Annotated in this window: 10 protein-coding genes; all 10 read right to left on the bottom strand. The window is 72.4% G+C overall.

The window, feature by feature from the left end; genetic code table 11:
- Window positions 1–66: 66 nt before the first annotated feature.
- On the bottom strand, window positions 67–2193 hold the full coding sequence (locus ACW62_RS19830) for a DUF6351 family protein (protein WP_053205821.1): 2127 nt from the start codon (window positions 2191–2193) through the stop codon (window positions 67–69).
- A 65-nt stretch (window positions 2194–2258) separates the two neighbouring features.
- A complete protein-coding gene (locus ACW62_RS19835; protein WP_053205822.1) occupies window positions 2259–3731 on the bottom strand; it encodes a cellulase family glycosylhydrolase in 1473 nt (490 codons plus the stop codon).
- Window positions 3732–3811: 80 nt separating this feature from the next.
- Entirely contained in the window at window positions 3812–6178 is a 2367-nt protein-coding gene (locus ACW62_RS19840) for a beta-glucosidase family protein (protein WP_053205823.1), read from the bottom strand.
- A gap of 13 nt (window positions 6179–6191) precedes the next feature.
- Window positions 6192–7781 (bottom strand): FAD-dependent oxidoreductase, encoded by a 1590-nt coding sequence (locus ACW62_RS19845; RefSeq protein ID WP_053205824.1) that lies wholly within the window; start codon window positions 7779–7781, stop codon window positions 6192–6194.
- Window positions 7774–8838 carry a LacI family DNA-binding transcriptional regulator gene (locus ACW62_RS19850; protein WP_053205825.1) on the bottom strand — a complete coding sequence of 355 codons (1065 nt, stop codon included), beginning with the start codon at window positions 8836–8838 and terminating at the stop codon, window positions 7774–7776. Before ACW62_RS19850 ends, ACW62_RS19845 begins: the two co-directional genes overlap by 8 nt.
- On the bottom strand, window positions 8835–9824 hold the full coding sequence (locus ACW62_RS19855; RefSeq protein WP_053205826.1) for an ABC transporter ATP-binding protein: 990 nt from the start codon (window positions 9822–9824) through the stop codon (window positions 8835–8837). The genes ACW62_RS19850 and ACW62_RS19855 overlap by 4 nt, the downstream gene beginning before the upstream one ends.
- Before the next feature lie 5 nt (window positions 9825–9829).
- Window positions 9830–10861 carry an ABC transporter ATP-binding protein gene (locus ACW62_RS19860; protein ID WP_053205827.1) on the bottom strand — a complete coding sequence of 344 codons (1032 nt, stop codon included), beginning with the start codon at window positions 10859–10861 and terminating at the stop codon, window positions 9830–9832.
- A complete protein-coding gene (locus ACW62_RS19865; RefSeq protein WP_205629478.1) occupies window positions 10861–11760 on the bottom strand; it encodes an ABC transporter permease in 900 nt (299 codons plus the stop codon). The genes ACW62_RS19860 and ACW62_RS19865 overlap by 1 nt, the downstream gene beginning before the upstream one ends.
- 6 nt (window positions 11761–11766) lie before the next feature.
- Complete coding sequence (locus tag ACW62_RS19870) at window positions 11767–12828, bottom strand: ABC transporter permease (protein WP_083459951.1); 1062 nt, start codon at window positions 12826–12828, stop codon at window positions 11767–11769.
- Between the two features lie 79 nt (window positions 12829–12907).
- Window positions 12908–14731, bottom strand: a complete 1824-nt coding sequence (locus ACW62_RS19875; protein WP_205629479.1) for an ABC transporter substrate-binding protein — start codon at window positions 14729–14731, stop codon at window positions 12908–12910.
- Window positions 14732–14804 lie beyond the last annotated feature (73 nt).

Genomic DNA, 14804 nt, shown 5'->3' on the forward strand with positions numbered 1-14804 from the left:
GTCGTCACGCCCATACACGTCGAACACGCTCGGACCCCACCCACAGAAGCAACAGGAAAACCCCTTTCAGAACCGCAGCCAGGTGCCGGCGAGACCCTGCTGCCCGACGCCGGGTTTCGAGTAGTCGCACACGCCGCCGGCGAAGATCGTCGTCAGCCGCTCCCACTGGTCGTCGGTCCACTCGACGGCGTAGTCGTCACGTTCGGGCTCCTTCAGCCGGCACTTCACGACGTCGGCGGCGACGCTCTCGCCGGCCACCTCGCGCGGGAACGACGCGGACGGGTACAGCCGCTCGCACTCGCTCGCCGGGTCGCGGTCGAGTGTCTCCGCGACGAACTCGGGCGCGGCCGCTCGCGTCATGCACCCCTCCACCAGCTCGGCCGGACGGGCCGCGACGATCTTGTCGATACGCTCCGCGCCGGAGTCGTCCGCCGCGAGCGTCGTCAGCCAGTCGTCCATGGCGGTGATGGCGTGCTGGAGCAGCGGGCTCCCGGTGCTGAACAGGCCGTAGCGGGCGTCCTCCAGCAGGCTGACGTGGTTGGCGGCGGTGCCGTTCGCGTTCTCCAGCCGCTGCCGCATCGAGTTCGTGTGGTAGCGGACGTGGATGTCGCCGGCCGGCTGGTCGTCGAAGTAGGCCCGGTAGTCGATGATCGGCACGTCCGCCAGGCCACCGCCGCCGCTGGTGAGGCGGCCGGTCCGGTACGCGACGCGGGTGGCGTCGAGGTCGGCCACCGTCCGTCCGGCGACGAGGTTCGCGTCGGCGTCGAAGCCGCCGATCCGCTCGTTCAGCTCGAGGAACTGCTCCGGGCTGATCGTGCCGTCGTTCAGCGTCGCCAGCCCGTACTGGATGCCGACGTTGTCCAGCGGCCGCCGGGCGAACCCGGTCTCGGGGTCGGCGCCGTAGGCGTTGACCGCGTGGTCGTAGACGTCGCAGCGGGCGCCGCCCGGATTGGTGACCGGGTCATAGCGCTGCTCGACCGGCAGGATGCCGCAGAACCGGCGCGGGTCGATCCGCCCGGCGCTGACGGCCATGCTCGGCAACGTGGTGTAGGTGGCGAAGCCCGCCACGAGACGCTGCTGCTCCTGCGTCCACTCGACGGTCGCGTCGGTGCTGAAGTAGTCGTGCAGCAGCCACGCGTCGCTGATGAAGTCGACCGTCCCGAACCCCACCTCGGGGAACGAGCAGCCGACGACGATGCCGTCGAAGATGCCGGGATAGTTGTCGGTGATCTGGTGCGCCTGGTACGACCCGCCGGAGCAGCCGAACCCGATGGTGTGCTCGGCCGGGCCGTAGCGCTCGGCGAACAGCTCCTTCGTCATCATCGCCGACTCGGCCGCGGTGAGGTCGTTGCAGTTGTTGCCGAAGACGTTGAGCGACGACGACAGCAGCGCGTAGCCCCGGCCGAGCAGGAACGCGTCGGTGACGCCGCCGGTACTCGCGCCGGAGCGGTACCACCCGCCGGAGCAGCCGCCGCCGAGCGTGAAGACCGCCCGGCCGTTCCAGCCCTCCGTGCGCCGCGTCGGCGCCGGCTCCGGCTCGCCGAGCGGGTCGTGCAGCATGCTGGTCTGGACGACGGCGCGGTTGGCGCTGTCCGTCTCCATTCGGACGATGAACGGGACGGTCGCGCCCGCCGACGTGGTGGTCTCGGCGAGGTCGGCCGGGTAGGTCGTCGCGCCGGCCGGCCATGGCGCGTAGGCGCCCGCCGTCGTGCGGTAGAAGTAGTCGACCCGAGGCGCGACCGTGCAGTTCTCGTCCAGTGGCGGGCCGAGCGTCCCGCCCATCACCGGCACGGTGAACTGGGCGGTCTCGCAGACGAACGGCTGCTGGTGCGGGCCGGAGAACACCGGACCTTCCGGCGGGTGGTTGACGACGTCGAGCCGGGCGCGGCGGCCGGCGGCACTGGCCACCAGCGTGTTCGCGCCGAGCCGCAGCCCGTCGACCAGCCCGGTGAGGGTCCTGGCGGCGGGGTCGGCGACGAACGCGTCCGTCACGTCCTCGCCGTTCAGGCGGACGGTCACCTGCTGCGGCGGGACCTGACGGGGCACCTCGACGCGGACGAGGCTGTCGCCGCCGGTGACGGTGTCGGCCCGGCCGGACAGCGTGCTGAGCTCCAGGCCGCCCGGCCGGTCCGCCGGGACGAATCCCAGCGCGACCACCGAGGCGGCGAGCGCCACGGCACTGAGGTGAAGCATGGTCGGTGCTCCTCTCGACGGCGGTGCCGGCGCGGGGCGGGCCGTCCGCCCCGCGCCGGCGGTGGTCAGTGCAACGCCACCTCGTAGACGCGGGCGATGTCGACCGCGTTGTTGGACGGGTCGGTGATGACGAGGCGGACCTGGTCGATCTGGGCCGTCGGCGCGGCCACCGTCACGACCGCCTTCGTGTTGTTCGTGACGGTGGCCGCCGTCACCCAGCCGGACGCCGTGTGCGCCTCGACCCGGAAGGCGACGAGGATGGTGTCGGCCACCGTGGCCGGCCAGCGGTAGCCGCTGTAGACGTCGATCTGGTCGACGCTCTTGTAGCCGCCGAGGTTGATCGTCAGCGTCGGGGTGGTGTCGCCCACGGCGGACATCCAGCGGCCGTCGTCGGCGCAGGAGCCGTCGATCGCCTTGCTCGCCGGTGAGCTCGCGTTGTACACCGAGGACGCGGTGACGGTGCCGCCGCGGGCGAGGTGGGTGTTGCACGGTGACGTCGCCGGCTTCCCGGCCAGCCAGTCACGGACGAACGCGCCCTGGTGCTCGCCGCCGAGCAGGTTCCAGTTCTTGTCGAACATCACCGGCGCCCAGAAGTTGTCGAAGATCCAGGCGGTCCAGCCGATGTGCGGACGGGCGTCGAGGTACTGCCGCAGCGGCAGCCCCCAGCCCGACGTCGTCCCGCCGGTGACCGGGTGCGGCGGCTGCACCGGATCCCAGCCGAACTCCGTCAGCACGACCGGGATCTCCGCGGCCGCGGTGCCGAACTTCGGGTCCAGGTTGGCCGCGGTGGCCGGGCCCTGGTTCGGGTAGAGGTGGTAGACGTAGGCGATGTTCCCGCCCGTGATCGGGTTGGTGCGCGCGCCGTTGAGCCGGGTGCTCCACGCCGGGCTGCCCATGAGGATGACGTTGTTCGAGACGGTGCGGATGGAGTCGACGACGGGCTGGATGTAGCTCTTCCAGGTGGCCCAGCTGTCCGGGTTGATCGGCTCGTTGAACAGCTCGAACAGCACGTTGGGGTTGTTGCCGTAGCGCGGCGCGATGTAGTCCCAGAACTGCTTGACCTGCGCCTGCGGCACCGCGCCCGCGGTGTCGCCGTAGTTGCGCACCAAGTGCAGGTCGATGATGACGTAGAGGCCCTTCGACACCGCGTAATCGACGTAGGGCCGGATGTACTGGGCGTCGTACGCGGCCAGGTCCTTGCCCAGGACCTCGGTGACCAGCAGCCGCAGCACCTTCGACTCCCAGCCGCCGCTGATCGTCATGTCGATCAGCTCGTTGATCGGCTTGGAGTTGCAGTCGGTGCAGACGTCGTTCTGCTCCGGCGCGAGGATGGACAGGCCGCGCAGCGTCACCGGCGCGCCGGTGGCGTCGACGATCTTGTTGCCCTGCGTGCGCAGGGCGGGCAGCGCGGCGGCCGCCGCGGTCTCGTCGTCCGGCTGTGGCGCCGGTGCGGCGGCCGCTCCGGTCAGCAGCCCGGCCGCCAGCGCGAGCGACGCCGTCGTGGCGAGGAAGACGGTTCTCGGTGATCTACCGAACATGGTTTCTCCTTCGGAACTCGTTCGGCCCCAGGACCCCCGTCGTTCTGCTCACCCACCTCCCTTCCGGCCCCAAGGCCCGCTCAGATCTCGATGCTGAGCGGGAGATCCAGGACGTTCGCACCGGCGTGGACGGTGAAGGCGCCCGGCTCGGTGCGCCAGCCGCCGTCCCAGTGCTCGAAGGCGCGCGGGCGGACCGGCACGGTCACCGTCGCCGCCTCCCCCGGCCCGGCGTCGACGACGGCGAACCCGGCCAGCCAGCGCACCGGCCGGTCGACGGCGGTCTCGGTCCGAGACAGGTACACCTGGACGACCTGACGGCCGGCGCGCGTCCCGGTGTTGCGGACGCCGACCGTGACGTCGCGGCCGTGAACCGTGAGCTCGTCGAACGACCAGGTCGTGTAGCCGAGGCCGTGGCCGAACGGGTACGCCGACTCGGCGCCGGCCCGCAGCCAGGCGCGGTGGCCGATATGCACGCCCTCGTCGTAGCGGACGACGCCGTCGACCGGCGCCGTGGCCAGCACCGGCACGTCCGCCTCGGTGGCCGGCCAGGTCGTCGGCAGCCGCCCGCCCGGCTCGCGCACGCCGAGCAGCACGTCGGCCAGCGCATGCCCGTACTCCTGCCCGCCGAACCAGGTCAGCAGCACGGCCGCGACGTCCTCGCGCCACGGCAGCAGCACCGGCGCGCCCGCGTTGACCACGACCACGGTGCGCGGGTTGGCGGCGGCGACGGCGCGCACGAGGTCGTCCTGCCGGCCGGGCAGCGCCAGTGAGGCGCGGTCGGCGCCCTCACGCTCGACCTCCGCACTCGTGCCGACCACGACGACGGCGACCTCGGCGTTCCGGGCCGCCTCGACGGCCCGCGCGATCTCGGTGTCCGCGTCGGCCGTCGCGAGGTCCGCGCCGACCACCAGCGTGACGCCGCTGTCGGCGTTCTCGCGCGGCGGCAGCTCGACGGTGACGCGCAGGTCGACCGGCGTCCCCGCGGCCAGCCCGACCGGCGCCGTCGCGGACGGTGGGGACACGAGGCCACCGCCGAACTCCTCGCCGTCGTGGACCAGCGTGGTTGCCAGCACGACCGCGCCGTCGACGCTCAGCTGCACCGTCCCCGCTCCGGCGACGCCCAGCCGCGTCGTCCCGCCGCTCGCAGGCACGTACCGGGCAGTGACCTCCAGCGTCGTCGTGCCGCCCAGCCGGGCCGACCCGAGCCGGGACAGGTTCGCGGTGCGCCGGTTCTCGTCCAGCACGACGACACCGGCGGCGTCCCGGCAGACCAGCCGGATCCCCGGCTCGCCGGTGACCGGGTCGGTCAGCGCGCCCAGCGGCAGCGGCTCGATGCCCGGCTGGACGACGGCGCCCAGCGTCCAGCTCACGTCCGCGTCCGGGAGCGCCGCGCGCAGCCCGTCCAGCGGCGACACGACCCGCTCCGGCTCGACGTGCGCGCTGCCGCCGCCCTGGGTGCGTGCGGCCAGCGCGTTGTGCCCGATGACGGCGACGGAGCGCGGCGCGGCCCACGGCAGCTCGCCCTCGTTGCGGACCAGCACCGTCCCGGTCGCGGCCACCTCGCGGGCGAAGGCCGGCCCGTCGACGGCGGCCGGCGGCGCGGCCGGGTCGGACCCGTCCAGCGCACCGACCCGCTCCGCCAGCCGGAGCAGCCGCGCGACCTTCTCGTCGACGGCCGCCTCCGGCACCTCGCCGGCCAGCACCGCCTTGACCAGCGCGTCGCCCCACGGGCCGTCCGGGCCGGGCATGACGAGGTCCAGCCGGGCCCGCGCCGCCGGCTCCGTCGTCCGCGCCGCCCACCAGTCGGAGACGACGACGCCGTCGAACCCCCACTCGTCGCACAGCGGGTCGGCCAGCAGGGCGTTCTCGGTCATGGTCGCGCCGTTCACCGAGTTGTAGGCGGCCATGACCATCCAGGGCCGCTCCTCGACGACGGTGTCCTCGAACGCCGCGAGGTAGACCTCGCGCAGCGCCCGCTCGGACACGACGACGTCGGCGGTGAACCGCTCGGTCTCGAAGTCGTTCGCCACGTAGTGCTTCGGGCAGGCGCCCACGCCGCCGGCCTGCACGCCGCGCACATATGCCGCCGCCAGCCGCGACGTCAGCAGCGGGTCCTCGGAGTAGGCCTCGAAGTGCCGGCCGCCGAGAGGGCTGCGGTGCAAGTTGATCGTGGGCCCGAGGACGACGTCGACGCCGCGGCGGCGGGCCTCGGCGGCCAGCACCGCGCCGTACCGCTCAGCCAGCGCGACGTCCCAGGACGCGCCGAGCGCCGTCGCCGACGGCAGGTTCAGCGCGCGCTCGCGGTCGTCCCAGCTCTCGCCGCGGATCCCGGACGGCCCGTCGGACAGCACCATGCGGCGCAGCCCGATCGCCGGCTCGTCGTGCAGGCCCCAGGTGTCGGCGCCGGTCAGCAGCCGGACCTTCTGCTCCAGCGTCAGCTCGTTCACGGGTCGATCCCCTTCAGTCGCGGTGGGTGCGGATCTCGTCCGGCCAGGCCAGGGTCACGCCGAGCGTCCCGGTCAGCAGCCGCTGGAAGTCGGCCAGGTGCGCCGGGTCCGACCGCACCTTGCGCGGCGGCAGCCCGTGGCTGAGGCAGAACGCCGCCAGCGCGCCGGCCGCCTCGCCGATGCTCCACTCGACCGGGTGCAGCCGGTAGCAGCCGTTGGTGATGTGAGTGGTGCCGATGTTCTTGTTCGCCGGCAGCAGGTTGTCGACGCGCTGCGGGATCAGCGCGCCGAGCGGGATCTGGAACGGGTACGCCTCGATGTCGACGTAGGTCCGCCCGGCGGTGCTCGGGTGCAGGTCGATGCGGTAGCGGCCGAGCCCGACGCTGTCCGCGAACACCTCGCTGCCGGCGCCGTCCGGCCGGGCCTCGACGCCGACGTGCTGCTCGACGACGGTGAACTCGGCCCGGATGCGCCGCGACTCGCGGACGTACGCCGACTTCGCCAGCCCGTCCGGCGTGCCGGTGACGTCCGGCCGCAGCCGCAGCCCGGGGTAGCCGGCGCCGCCGTCCGGCCGCGGCGCCTCGGTCTGCATCCAGTGCAGGAACGACAGCGACAGGTCGCGGCTCGCGGCCAGCGCGGCCTCCCGCTCGTCCGGCCCAACGCCCAGCAGCGGCCGCTCCCAGTAGTCGATCTGCGGCCAGTTCACCACCGTCACGTCCGAGTCGACGCCGGTGAGCTGCTCGCGGGCCAGCACCCGGCGGAACCGCCACAGCGAGAACGGCGCCTCGGCGTCGCGGTTCGGCTCGAACAGCCGCCACTCGCGTTCGCGCAGCGTGATCGGGACGACGTCGCGCCACGACAGCTGCGGCCCGGGCCAGAACGGCGCGACGGTGTCGCGCCAGTGGTCGTAGCCGGCCGGCCGGTCGACGGTGTGGTCCTCGCCCGGGCGGTGGTCCAGCGCGAAGCACCACGAGACCGCCTGCTGGTCCAGTGGGTCGGCGACGGCGGGCGCGTGTGGCTCGCCGGTGGTGTCCTGGCCCTCCGCGCCGATGACGTGCTCCACGCCGGCCAGTTCCAGCAGGTCGCCCAGCTCGGTGGCGTCGAGGACGTAGCTCGCGCCGACGGTGACCTCGGCGCCGGTGCGGCCGTCGCGCAGCGTGACCGCGTCGATCTCGTCGCCGCTGGTGTGCGCCGCGACCGGCTCGTGCTCCAGCAGGACGGTGAGCCGGCCGGCCGCGCGCAGCGGCGCCAGCAGCTCGTCCAGCACGGCCACCGCCACCCGCGGCTCGTGGCAGAACCGGCTCACGATGCCCAGGCCGGGATCGAACAGCGGGTCGGCCGCGGCGTCCGGCCGCAGCGGGTAGTTGCGCCGGTAGTAGTCGCGGACCCGTCGCCGCAGGTCCGCGTAGCCGGCGGCGGTGTGCGGGGTCTCGATCCACGTGTGCTCGTCCGGCGGCACGGCCTGCGCGGTGAGCTGACCGCCGAGCCAGTCGGTCACCTCCGTCAGCACCACCCGGTGGCCCAGCCGGGCAGCGGCGAGCGCGGCGGCGACGCCGCCCAGCCCACCCCCGACCACGAGGACGTCGGTCTGCAGTTCATGCATGCGGTGCGGACTCCTTCGGTGCGGGGGGCGCGGTCGAGTCGCCGTCGACGATCGAGCAGGGGACGACGATGCTCTCGTTCCGCGCGTCCGGGTCGTCGACGATGGCGACCAGGGCGTCGATGGCGGTGCGGCCGATCTCCTTGCGCGGGATGTCCAGGTGCTCCCAGCGCAGCGAGGCGTCCGGCCCGATGCCCTCCAGCACCACGACCGACACGTCGGCGGGGACGTCCCGTCCGCGCTCGCGCAGCCCGTGCCGCAGCGCCTCGGCCAGCCGCTCGCTCTCGGCGACGACCGCCGTCTCCGGGCCGCGGGCCAGCTCGTCCAGCCAGGCGTCGTCCAGGCCGGGCACGCCGCGGAACCCCGGCGACCGGTCGGTCAGCCCGAGCCGCTCGACGGCGTCGGCGTAGCCGCGGCGGCGGTCCTCGTACGGCTCCAGCTCCAGGTCTTCGCGCAGGTAGGCGACGTGGCGGTGGCCGAGCGCGGCGAGCCGGCCGGCGATGTCGCCGGTAATGCCGAAGTAGTCCGGGACGACGCACGGGATGTCCGCGCCGGGCACGTCGCGGCGGCCGATGTGGATGAACGGGTAACCCTCCTGCCACAGCCGGGCGAGGTCGGCCTTGTCCGTCGCGACACCGAGCAGGACCGAGCCGTCGGCGACGTTGAGCCGGTTGGTCCCGTCGCGGTACACCCGGCGGCGGCCGTCGCTGGCCCCCGTCGACGTGAACAGCACGAGGTCGTAGCCGATCTCCTCGGCCCGCTCCTCGATGCCGAGCAGGAACTCGAAGTAGAAGCTCTCCCGCGCGTGCGGGAACACCGGCTCGAAGGTGTGCACGCCGAGCAGCCGGTTGGTCTTGTTGCGCAGCCTGCGGGCGGACAGGTTCGGCACGTAGCCGAGCTCCTTGACCGCCTCGAGGATGCGCCGCCGGGTGTCCTCCGGGATCCGCGCGGCCGCCTCCGGGTCGCCGCCGATCACCCGCGACACCGCGGACTGCGACACCCCCGCCAGCCTGGCGACATCGGCCTGGCGCGGCGCCCGCTCTCGTCGTTGCGTCGTCACCCTTCCCCCTCATCCTCGTGCAGCCAGCAGTGCGTCCACTGCCCGTTCGGGAACTCCGTCCGGGGCGGCGCCTCGGTGCGGCAGACGTCCATCGCGAACGGGCAGCGCGGGTGGAACCGGCAGCCGGCCGGCGGGTCGATGAGGCTGGGCGGCTCGCCCAGCTCGCCGGCCTCGGCGCCGAACAGCTCGGCCCGGTCGTCCACCGCCCGCGCCGGGTCGGGCGACGATTCGATCAGCAGCCGCGTGTACGGGTGCCGTGGGTTCGCGATGACGTCCTCCTTCGGCCCGCCCTCGACCATGCGGCCCGCGTACATCACCACGATCCGGTCGCACAGGTAGCGGGCGCTGGCGATGTCGTGGGTGATGTAGAGCAGCGCCAGTCCGTCCTCCGTCCGCAGCCGGTTCAGCAGGTTGAGCATCTCCAGCCGGATCGACACGTCCAGCATCGAGATCGGCTCGTCGCCGAGCAGCACCTTCGGCTCGACGGCGAGCGCCCGGGCGATGACGACCCGCTGCCGCTGGCCGCCGGACAGCTCGTGCGGGAACTTGTCGATGAACTGCTCCACCGGCGTCAGGCTGACCCGTTCCAGCAGCTCCTCGACCCGCCGGTTGCGCTCGGCCTTGTCGCGGACGCCGTGGTGCAGCCGCAGCGCCCGCTCCAGGTTGTAGCGGACCCGGTGCAGCGGGTTCAGCGAGCCGAACGGGTCCTGGAAGATCAGCTGGACGTCGCGGTGGTAGGCGCGGGTGGCGCCGTTCGCGGGCGCGCCGTCGAGCCGGATCTCGCCGGTGGTCGGCTCGTAGAACCGGGCCAGCAGCCGGGCCAGCGTGGTCTTGCCGCTGCCGCTCTCGCCCACCAGCGCGACGATCTCGCCCGGTTCCAGCGCGACTGTCGCGTCCTCGACCGCCCGGACGACCGACGTGCTGCCCACCGCGCTGCGTACCGTGAAGTGCTTGGACACGTCCCGCGCCTCGAGCACCGGTGCCATGACAGTCAGCTCCCTTCCGGGTAGAGGTGGCAGGCGACGTCGTTGCCGCCGATGTCGCGCAGGACCGGCAGCCGCTCGTCGCAGCCGTCGAACCGCTGCCCACAGCGCGGGTGAAACGGGCAGCCGGACGGCGGGCGGCGCAGGTCCGGCGGGCTGCCGGTGATGCCGGTGAGCCGGCGCAGCGGCGCCCGCAGCGGCGGGAACGAGTCGCGCAGCCCACGGGTGTACGGATGCCGCGGCTCGGCGTACAGCGACGCCGACGTGCCCAGTTCGACGATGCGCCCGGCGTACATGATCGCGACCCGGTCGGCCAGCTCCAGCAGCAGCGACAGGTCGTGCGTCACGAACACGACGGCGAAGCCGAGCTCGCGCCGCAGCCGCAGCACCTGCGCCAGGATCTGCCGCTGCATGACGACGTCGACGGCCGTCGTCGGCTCGTCCATCACCACCAGATCCGGCCGGCAGGCCAACGCGAGCGCGATGCTGGCCCGCTGCCGCATGCCGCCGGAGAGTTCGTGCGGGTAGGCACGCGCACGGTCGGCTGAGACACCGACCATGCCGAGCAGCTCGGCCGCCCGTTCCCACGCGGCGCCCTTGTCCAGCCGCCGGTCGTGCGTCCGCAGCGCGTCGACGAACTGCGCGCCGACCCGCATCACCGGATTGAGCGCGTCCATGGCGCTCTGCAGCACGATCGACAACGTCGTCCAGCGCAGCCGGCGCAGCTCGCGCCCGGACAGCGTCACCAGGTCGACCGGCGGCCCGCCGTCGCGCGGGTGGTAGAGCAACTGTCCGGCCGACGTGACCGCCGGCGGGCGCTGCAGCCGCGTCAACGCCGTGATCAGCGTCGACTTGCCCGAGCCGGACTCGCCGGCCACGCCGAGGATCTCGCCGCGGTGCAGCGTGAACGACACGTCGACGCAGGCCCGGACCGGGTCGTCGCCGGTGGCGTACTCGACGTCCAGGCCGCGGACGTCCAGCACGACGTCCCGCGGCGCGGCCGCCGGATCCGTCGCGGTGCCCGGCAGGGTCTCGGTCATCACGCCTCACTCCCCGCCGCGCGCAGCGTCTTCGTCCGCTTGACCACCGAGCGCCGGGCCTGCCGCAGCTTCGGGTTGGACAGCTCGTCGACGCCGAAGTTCACCAGCGTCGCGGCGGTGCCGATGAGGGCGATGCAGAGTCCCGGCGGCACGAACCACCACCAGAAGCCGCGCAGCACCGCGCTCTGCTGCTGCGCCGCCTGGATCATGGTGCCCCAGCTGATCGCGCCGGAGTCGGAGATGCCGAGGAAGGCCAGCCCGGCCTCGGCCATGACGCCGCCGATGATGCCGTGCAGGAACATCGCCGCGATCCAGCCGGTCAGATGCGGCAGCACCTCGAAGAAGATCAGCCGCCGGTGCGGCTCGCCGAGCATCCGCATCGCCAGCACGAAGTCGCGGCTGCTGACGCTCAACGCCTGCGCCCGCAGCGTCCGGGCGCCGCCGGACCAGCCGAACAGGCCGACGATCAGCGCGATCATCCACAGCCCGGTGCCCTGCATGTAGCCGGCGACGATGAGGATCAGCGGCAGCACCGGCATCACCAGGAACAGGTTCGTGAGGAAGTTCAGCCCGTTGTCGACGCCGCCGCGGAAGTACCCGGCCGGCACACCGACCAGCACCGCGATCAGCGTCCCGATGGTCGCCGCGAGGAACCCGACGAACATCGACCCGCGAGCGCCGGCAATGGTCTGCGCCAGCACGTCCTGGCCGAACTGGGTGGTGCCCAGCAGGTGGTCCGCGCTCGGCGGCGCCGAGATCGCCTCGAGGTCGTTGGCCCGCGGGTCGATGCCGAGCACGTACTCGTTGATCCACGGGCCGAAGATCGCCAGCAGCACGAAGAAGGCGAGGACGGCCAGCCCGAACCGGACCTTCCAGCCACGCAGCAGGTCAGCACGCACGGCCCGTCACCCCTGTTCCCGGATGCGCGGATCGAGCAGCACGTACACCGAGTCGGCCACCAGGTTCGCCACCAGCACCGCCAGCGTGATCAGCAGGAAGACGCCCTGCATCATCGGGTAGTCGCGCTTCTGCAGCGCCTCGTACATGAGGTAGCCGATGCCCGGATAGCTGAACACGATCTCGGTCAGCAGCGCCCCGCCGACGACGCCGCCCAGCGCCATCGCGAACCCGGTGAAGCTCGGCAGCATCGCGTTGCGGGCGGCATAGCGCAGCATCACCCGGCCCGGCGCCAGCCCCTTGGCCTGCGCCAGCAGCACGTAGTCCTCGCGCACCGTCGTCACCATCATGTTGCGCATGCCCAGCAGCCAGCCGCCGAACGCGGAGAACACGATCGTCATCGCCGGCAGCGCGCCGTAGTGCAGCACGCTGGCCAGGAACGGCAGGTTCAGACCCTCGGTGAGGTTCGGGTCGTAGCCGCCGGAGAGCGGGAACCAGCCGAGCAGGAACCCGAACACCCACAGCGCCAGCAGCGCCACCCAGAAGTACGGCACCGACGACAAGAAGGTCGTCAGCGGCGTCACGACGGCGTCGAAGCGGCTGCCCGCCTTCCAGCCGGCCAGCACGCCCAGCCCGGTGCCGACGACGAACGCCAGCACCGTCGTCACGCCGACCAGCAGCAGCGTCCACGGCAGCGCCTGCCACACGAGATCACTGACCGGGACCGGGAAGTTGACGATCGACACGCCGAGGTCCAGGTGCGCCAGCTGGCCGAGGTAGCTGACGAACTGCTCGCCCAGGTTCTGGCCCGGGTCGCCGAAGATCGCCCGGATCGACTCCAGCGTCTCCGGCGGCACCTGCTGCCCGCTGACCCGTTCCAGCTCCTCCACGATCGCCGACGACGGGTCGCCCGGCATCAGCCGCGGGAGCAGGAAGTTCAGCACGATCGCGGCCGCGGCGGCGACGGCGTAGAAGCCGAGCCTGCGGGCGAGGAAGCCCCAGCGGCGGCGCGCTCTCGGCGCGGTCGTCCGCGTCGCCGGCTGGTCCGCGCTGGTCAGGGTGGTGGCCATGGTGTCCCTCCTCTCGTGGGTGCTGCGGGGTCGCTGGCCGCGGGGCGCGTCCGGGGCCGCTGGACGCGCCCCGCGGGGCTCAGCTCTCGCCGGTCGGCTCGAGGTCGAGCAGGGTCAGCGTCAGATCCGGGCCGAGGCCGATGAACGGGATGTGGTCGAACGACTCCGGCGTCGGCCAGTTCGTCCACCGGGTCGCGTTGATGTCGATGAACCAGTAGTTGTTGTAGATGGGGCTGAACGGCACCTCGTCGACGACGATGTCCTGCAGCTGCTGCCCGAGCGCCTTCAGCTCCTCGACGTCCTCGGTGCGCTCCATCGCCGTGATGATCTCGTCGGTCTCCGGGTCGTTCCACCGGCCCGCGTTGAGCGACGCCGACTCGCCGATCGGCATCACGAAGGAGCTGCTCAGGAAGTTGTAGACGCCGTAGACGCCCGCGCCGCCGGTGGTCGCGGCGACCATGTCGAACGTGCCCGTGCTCTGCTGGTCGTAGTAGCCGGCGTTCGGCTGCCCCGCGGGCTGGACCTCCAGGCCCAGCGTGTCGCGCCAGGTGTTGATCAGGATGTCCGCGTAGCTGCCCCAGCCCCAGTCGGCGTTGAACAGGATCGTCAGCGGGTAGCTCTGGCCGTCCTTCACCAGCGCGCCGTCCTCGACCGTCCAGCCGCCGGCCGCGAGTTCGGCCAGCGCGTCATCGGCCGCCACCGGCTGCACCTCGAGATGCTCCGGGCTGATCCATTCGGCGTAGAGCTGCTCGGACAGTCCGGTCGGAGCGGCCTCGCTGCCGGGCCGCTGCAGCGTGGTGACGACCGCCGTCCGATCGATCGTCATCGACAGCGCGCGCCGCACATGCACGTCGTCGAACGGCGGCTTGGCGGTGTTGAACAGCAACGACATGGCGCCGCCGTTGGAGTACAGCTGGTAGAGATGCCGTTCGGGGTCTTCGGCGACGTACTCCTCCTCGCCGTTCGCCCACGACGCCGTGCCGAGGTCGACCTCGCCGCGCAGCAGTTGCGCCTTCAGCGCCTCGCCGGTCGGGATGATCTTGAAGGTGTCCATCGGCAGCTCGCCGCCCCAGTAGTCGTCGCGCGCCTGGAGCGTCACCTGCTGCGGCTTGAAGTCGCCGAGCGTGAACGGGCCGGTCCCGATCGGGTCCGGGTTGGTCCACGTGTTGAGGTCCTCCGCGTTCCAGATGTGTTCCGGGACCATCGGCAGCAGGACGGTGGCGAACTGCTTGAGCGTGGCGAACGACGGCACGGCGAACGTCACCTCCACCGTCGTGTCGTCGACCTTCTCCACCGCCGTGTACGTGACGCCGGCGATGCTGAACTCCGGCTTCTCCAGCGGCAGGCTCAGGCTGTAGACGACGTCGTCGGCGGTGAACTTCTCGCCGTCGGAGAACGTGACGTCGTCGCGCAGCGTCATCGTCAACCGGGTGCCGTCCTCGTTGAACTCCCAGCTCTCGGCCAGCCACGGTTCGATCGCCGCGCCATTGCCGTAGTCGATGCGCAGGAGCTGTTCGTAGATCATCTCCGGATGCGGCGCCTTGTCGGTGGCCGGCCCCATCACGTTGTAGTTCCGCACGAACGTCGTGCCGCCGTCGGTCTTGCCGTAGATGACCGTGCCGCCGCCGCTGTTCTCGCCGCCACTCTGGTTGGTGGTGCCGGCGGTGCACGCGGCCGTGAGGCCGAGCGCCAGCACCGCGGCCGCCGCGGCCCGCCACGTGCTGCCTCGGGTGACGGGGGCGCTGCGGGTGCCGTGGGCGTCGCGCGCGCTGCGGGTACCGCCCGCCTCGCTGACGGCGGCGCCGTCCCGCCCAGCACCCGGCCGGCCGGTCAGAACCGCGCGGAGGACTGCGGCCGCTCGCATGGCGCCGCCGGCCCAGAGGTCACGTCTCGTGGTTCGCATGTCAGGACTCCCAGCTGGGTTCCAACGATGACTGCGCATACGTATGAGCGCACGTCCGAAAAAAATACGCCGA

Origin of the sequence: Jiangella muralis (genome assembly GCF_001270745.1) — a bacterium.
In the GTDB taxonomy this organism is placed as follows: Bacteria; Actinomycetota; Actinomycetes; order Jiangellales; family Jiangellaceae; genus Jiangella; species Jiangella muralis.

Excerpts from the sequence above, each read along its gene's own strand:
- ACW62_RS19830 (WP_053205821.1), bottom strand. The coding sequence starts at position 2,193 with ATGCTTCACCTCAGTGCCGTGGCGCTCGCCGCCTCGGTGGTCGCGCTG.
- ACW62_RS19835 (WP_053205822.1), bottom strand. The coding sequence starts at position 3,731 with ATGTTCGGTAGATCACCGAGAACCGTCTTCCTCGCCACGACGGCGTCG.
- ACW62_RS19845 (WP_053205824.1), bottom strand. The coding sequence starts at position 7,781 with ATGCATGAACTGCAGACCGACGTCCTCGTGGTCGGGGGTGGGCTGGGC.
- ACW62_RS19855 (WP_053205826.1), bottom strand. The coding sequence starts at position 9,824 with ATGGCACCGGTGCTCGAGGCGCGGGACGTGTCCAAGCACTTCACGGTA.
- ACW62_RS19860 (WP_053205827.1), bottom strand. The coding sequence starts at position 10,861 with ATGACCGAGACCCTGCCGGGCACCGCGACGGATCCGGCGGCCGCGCCG.
- ACW62_RS19870 (WP_083459951.1), bottom strand. The coding sequence starts at position 12,828 with ATGGCCACCACCCTGACCAGCGCGGACCAGCCGGCGACGCGGACGACC.
- ACW62_RS19875 (WP_205629479.1), bottom strand. The coding sequence starts at position 14,731 with ATGCGAACCACGAGACGTGACCTCTGGGCCGGCGGCGCCATGCGAGCG.